Here is a 3,768-nt window from a genome sequence, read left to right on the forward strand (position 1 = left end):
CGACCTCAATGTAAGCCAACGATAGGATGGCAAACTGTTCGCGATGTCCTCGCACAGCTGTTCGCGATGTCCCCGGTCCAAACAGTGGGGAGGGGTTAGGGGTGGGGGTACTCGTAGAGCGAAGACCTTGGTTGCCCTACGCGATTGCCCTGCTACACCCCCAACGTCGGCTGCGTATTCACCTCCAGCGCCTCCTCCGCCTCATCCTCCTCGCCAAGCACCTCGCCCTTCACCCCCAACGGCCGCCCTATCCAGATCGGGTCGACCAGATGGTCGCGCTTGGGGTTGGTGGTGTTGGGGTGGATGAGGATGCTCAGGCCGCCATGGTTCAGCATCAGCCATGGGACCAGCGTAGCGAAAATCCCGGTGGCGAAGGAGACCTGGTACATGGCCTGCTGATGCGGGCCGACCGGCTCGTCGCGCCAATTGCCCAGGCGCACGCGGAAACGCTCGCCGATGCGCAGGCGCAGCCATTCGGCATGCTGCCGCTCGGCCTGCCCGTCATAGTAGATGTGCGCGTGATAGCTGACAATTTCCGAAAGCGGCCTTGGACTTTTGGTGTTTTCGTTCACCTTGATGCTCTCCTTCGATGATTACCGGCGAACCCGAAGCATGGAAGGCCGACCTTGTCGAGGCAGCGTTGATGCCGCGTCTTTAGGGGGAAAACCGGGACAACCGTCTCACTACCATCGATGACCAAGACTTGGCCTGTCACGTGCGCTACCCCTCGCCCGACAGATCGCGCCGCGCCTTGTCGAGTTCTTCGGCATAGCGCCGCATCAGATGGCCTTCGGTCAGCAGCCCGACCACCTTGCGGTCGGTGAAATCCTCGACCACCGCCAATTCCTCGGCGCCGGCGCGCTGAAAAGTCTCGGCGGCCGATTGCACGTTCATGCTCGGCACCAGCACCGCGTCCTTGAACTTGACGAAGGACAGCACCGGCATCTCGTCATCCGACAAATGGCTGTGCAATTCGGCGACGATCAGCACGCCGACATAATGCAGGTCGGCGTCGACCGCGATGACGCGCTGCGAGGCACCGAGCGGCACCTGCTTGCGGAATTCCGCAAGCGTCGTCGAGGCGTCGATGGTGCGGACATCCTTTCGCATCATCGAGCCGACAGTCAGGCTGCGCATCCAGCCGACATCATGCGCGCTGCGGATGGTTTCGCCGCGCAGGTGAAAACGCCATGTCGAGAAGGAATAGCCGAAAGTTTCGCGCACCAGGATCGCCGCCATGAGCGAGGCGGCCAGCACCACGCCGGTCAGCGTCAGGTCACGGGTCGATTCCAGCGCCAGGAAGGTCATCGTCAACGGGCCGCCGACGACGCCTACGGCGAGCGAGGTCATGCCGACGACCGCGGCGACGGCCGGGTCGATGCCGGTCGCCGGCGAGACGAATGCCATAGCGCCGGCAAACATCTTGCCGAGCAGCGCGCCGAGGAACAGCGAGGCAAAGAACAAGCCGCCACGGAAGCCGGAGCCGAGCGAGATCGCCGACGCCGCCAGCTTCAGCACGAAGACGCTGGCCACCACGGCCAGCCCGTAATTCATTGCGAATTCGCGGTGCAGCGCGCCATGGCCGCTGGACAGGACCTGCGGCGTGACCAGCCCCATCAGCCCGACCATCACGCCGCCGATGGCTGGGCGCAGCGAGGCGTCGATCGACAGCCGCGCAAAGACGCGCTCGATCATGCTCACCAGATGCATGATGGCGATGGAAGCGCCGCCGCCCAGAAGCCCGAGCAGCATGAACGGCAGATACTGGCTGACGGTGAGCTGCGGCAAACCGGCGAGTTCCAGCGGAAACGGCACGCCGCCGAACACCTCGGCGGTAAGCGAGGCTGAGATCGCGGCGGCCATCACCGGCGCGACATTGGCGACCGAGTAGATGCCGATGACCAGCTCGAACCCGTAGAAGGCGCCGGTCAGCGGCGCGTCGAAAGCGGCGGCGATCGCGCCGGCGGCACCGCAGCCGACCAGGATGCGGACATCGTTGCGGCGCAGCCTGAATAGGCGCGCCAGCCGCGACGCCAGGCCCGAACCCACCTGCGTATAGCCGGCCTCGAGCCCGACCGAAGCGCCGAAGCCGCTCGAGATCATCGTCTGCCCGGCGATGATGAAGGTGTCGGTCAGCGACATGCGGCCGCCGTAAAGTGCATTGGCTTCGATCGGATCGACCGGCGTGCGGAATTTTCGCTTTCTCAGCCAGATCACCGTCAGCCCGAGCAGGATGCCGCCGATCGCCGGTATCAGCGCCTGCTCCGGCCTTTGCAGCGAAAACATCGCCGAAAGCCGACCGCCGGGCTGAACGCCGAACATGAGCCCATGCAGGACCTGCACCAGTCCGCTCATGCCGGTGACCAGCGCACCCGCCATCATCCCGACCAGGGCCGCCAGAATGACCACGGCAATGCCGCGTGCCTCGAGCAGCGGGATAGATCTGATCAGCACCGCGCGCAACCGGCGGGCATAGACTTGCGGTTCGTTTCTGGGCGGTTCTTTTCTGGAAAGCACCGGGCGGCTCGCCGATATCCAAGGGGGGAGTGGTGCCTGATACCCTCGGCAACATCGCATGGCAACATGCCGGCCGCCAAGGTGTCATGCCCGCGTGATGCTGCGGCGATAAACCCCATCTTCATCTCGGGGAGCCGCGTTGACGTAAACGTCAACCCGAAGCTATATGCGCCGGCGACCGTGATCGCGAAATGCGCAAGACGGCGACTTCGGCCAGATCGAAGTGTCGCGGATCGAAGTGCCAATGTGCGACAAACGCAACGAGACGAGGAGAACCGCCATGGGCGTTCAGGAGATTGCCGACAAGATCAAGTCGCGCGTGGCGAGCGCCGGGTTCGATCGCTCCGTGAAATTCGACACCGGCAGCGACGGCGTCATCGTCATCGACGGCGCCGATGTCTCGACCACCGATGCGCCGGCCGATTGCACGATAAAGCTGTCGCTCGACGATTTGGACTCGCTGATCTCAGGCGATCTCAACCCGACCATGGCTTTCATGTCCGGCAAGATAAAGGTCGAAGGCGACATGAGCGTCGCCATGGCGCTCAGCCAGCTGATCGGCTGATCCACTCCGGTCCGGGATGAAAACGAGCCGCCGTGCAATGGGCGGCTTGTTTCTGATCCGTCACGCAGCGAGCGGCAGCCGCTGTGCCTTCAGCTTGCGCCCGGCCGCCTTCAGCGTGCCTTGCGCGCCGTCGAGCGCGCCTTCCACCAGTTCCAGCGCCAGCAAGCGGTGCCGTTCGTAAGGTCCCGGCATGGCCAGAGGGCCGGTCTTCGCGGCCGAGAACCCGAAGCGCTTGTAGTAGGGCGCGTCGCCGACCAACAGGATCGCCGCATGGCCAAGGCGCGCGGCCTCAGCGATCGCGTGGTGCATCAGCGCCGAGCCAATGCCGGCATTCTTGAGCGCCGGGTCGACCGCAAGCGGGCCGAGCAGCAACGCTGTCTTGCCGCCTTCGCCCAGTACCACGTCCCACAGCCGTACCGTGCCGGCAACAGTGCCCGACGCGTCGCGCGCGACAAAGGCCAGGCCCTCCGAAGGCCGGCGGCCGCGCCGCAGCTTTTCCGACGACTTTTTCCGGCGCTTCGGCCCCATGGCGCGATCGAGCAAAGCCTCGCGCGATGCAATATCTGCCGCAGTTTCGGCGACGATCGCAAAAGCGCCGGTTATCTCCCCCCTGTTTGGACCGGGGACATCGCGAACAGCTGTGCGAGGACATCGCGAACAGTTTGCCATCCTATCGTTGGCTTGCA

General features: G+C 64.5%; 4 protein-coding genes. 1 reads left to right on the forward strand and 3 read right to left on the reverse strand.

Annotated features, from left to right (window positions below; all coding sequences use genetic code 11):
- Positions 1–152: 152 nt before the first annotated feature.
- Both NKH42_RS30925 and NKH42_RS30930 read right to left on the reverse strand, forming a co-directional pair.
- Positions 153–572, reverse strand: coding sequence for a DOPA 4,5-dioxygenase family protein (locus NKH42_RS30925; RefSeq protein ID WP_352688085.1), 420 nt, complete (start codon positions 570–572; stop codon positions 153–155).
- A 148-nt stretch (positions 573–720) separates the two neighbouring features.
- Positions 721–2,454: a chloride channel protein gene (locus NKH42_RS30930; protein WP_352754749.1), complete on the reverse strand. Its 1,734-nt coding sequence runs from the start codon at positions 2,452–2,454 to the stop codon at positions 721–723.
- Positions 2,455–2,797: 343 nt separating this feature from the next.
- Between NKH42_RS30930 and NKH42_RS30935 the strand changes: the two genes are divergently transcribed.
- Positions 2,798–3,082, forward strand: coding sequence for an SCP2 sterol-binding domain-containing protein (locus NKH42_RS30935; RefSeq protein ID WP_352688081.1), 285 nt, complete (start codon positions 2,798–2,800; stop codon positions 3,080–3,082).
- 60 nt (positions 3,083–3,142) lie between these two features.
- Here the strand turns inward: NKH42_RS30935 and NKH42_RS30940 are convergent, their stop codons facing one another.
- On the reverse strand, positions 3,143–3,751 hold the full coding sequence (locus NKH42_RS30940; protein ID WP_352754756.1) for a GNAT family N-acetyltransferase: 609 nt from the start codon (positions 3,749–3,751) through the stop codon (positions 3,143–3,145).
- Between the last annotated feature and the right edge of the window lie 17 nt (positions 3,752–3,768).

Origin of the sequence: Mesorhizobium sp. M1142, from assembly GCF_040318565.1 — a bacterium.
Classification (GTDB): Bacteria; Pseudomonadota; Alphaproteobacteria; order Rhizobiales; family Rhizobiaceae; genus Mesorhizobium.